This window comes from Bradyrhizobium sp. Ai1a-2, assembly GCF_000426245.1.
GTDB lineage: Bacteria > Pseudomonadota > Alphaproteobacteria > Rhizobiales > Xanthobacteraceae > Bradyrhizobium.
In genome coordinates this window covers 1-1,326 of sequence record NZ_AUEZ01000235.1, presented here as the reverse complement: position 1 = coordinate 1,326, position 1,326 = coordinate 1, and the positions used below count along the sequence as shown (strand labels likewise).

Sequence of the window (1,326 nt, the reverse complement as noted above, 5' to 3'; positions counted from 1 at the left end):
TTGGCTCAACCTGTTGCTGCGCCGAATCCTCGCCGCTCTCACCACCGCAACTCAGTCCGTCCCAGCCTGAAAGCAGGGTTCTTCACGGACGACTCTGAAGCGCCGGCTTCGATGTCGCGCATACTTTGAGCGACCTACTGGCACTTTGCCCGTACTGGCGGCAGAGTCCTTCATACAAGCGCGGGGCATCCTTGAGAAAGGCCCAGTACGACCGCCGAGGCGACTAAGCCATTGCCTCGGGTGTGCGGATGCCCCGCCCCGTATTACAACCTCAGCCGATGATATCGTCCACCAACTTCGCGATATCGTCTTGGGCATTCGTCATTTTCAAACCGGCTGCACGCTGTTGCAGATCATTCGTCAGTGTGGCCTTCAGAAGGCTCTTGCGGACGCGCAGCTCCATCTCCAGCTGGCGCACCTGCTCGAGCGCGGCATGGGAGTGTTCGATGCCTTCGTGCAAGGCCTGATGCGCGGCTGTGTGCGCGGGAGAGACAGCAGAGGCGGTTGGATGGGTAGCCATGATCGTTTCTCCGTGGATCAGAAGGGGTCATGGTCACGCGTTGCGCGGCCAGTGTGGCTGAGTGCAACCACCTCGGCGCAGGAAGCGTCTTGGGTGGCCACAATTCAGTTATCTTGGTACGTATGGATTAAGATATTTATGTTTGCTCGAATGTCAATCACGAATTGCACCGTCGGCGGCAGTTCGCCCTTAACGGCATAATTGCAATTTTCGTTTGCGATGGACTTTGCGCGCGATTGCCTGATGAGCCCTTCGTCAGGACGACCATGCGAGGATGTTGGCGCCCGAGTTCCGCAGCGATGGCGATCACATGTCCATTCGGCTGAGAGCGCAGCCAAGCCAGCGCCTCCATGTCATCGAATGGGCGGATCGCAACGATATCGGTCATGTCCAGGCCCGTTTCTTCAATCCTGGCACGTGCAACAAAAGGAGGTCTTCGCCTGACCAGTCCGACGGGGAGGAGGCAATCGGCCAGGAAGCCGGACGTCAATCGACCAGGACTGCTACAGCCGCGCGACATGCGAACATACGGCTGACGGCGCAGGCTCTCGATATCGCTTGAGTCGCGCTGCACAATGCTCCAAATATCGTTGCGCGTCTGATGCTCGCTATACGATTCTGGAATCAACTCTTGCGGCTCCGAGCAATCACCACCGGCCAGCGAAGGTGGCACGCGGGGACGCAACAGTTGAATGGCCAGATCGCGGGACGTAGTCGACCGTGAAGAAATCCCAAGCCATTGATTTGGAATCCAGAAGCGGCGTTTTGCGGCGATCGGATTTGCCGGGAAACGAGCGTGTAGAGCG

1 protein-coding gene and 1 pseudogene are annotated in these 1,326 nt (G+C 58.3%); both read right to left on the bottom strand.

What is annotated here, in order from left to right; translation table 11 throughout:
• Positions 1 to 271 precede the first annotated feature (271 nt).
• The gene (locus tag K288_RS49205; protein WP_043162536.1) at positions 272 to 520 is read right to left on the bottom strand and encodes a hypothetical protein; all 249 of its coding nucleotides are present in this window, start codon (positions 518 to 520) and stop codon (positions 272 to 274) included.
• A gap of 157 nt (positions 521 to 677) precedes the next feature.
• Positions 678 to 1,326: pseudogene (locus K288_RS53365) on the bottom strand (hypothetical protein); the annotation flags it as partial.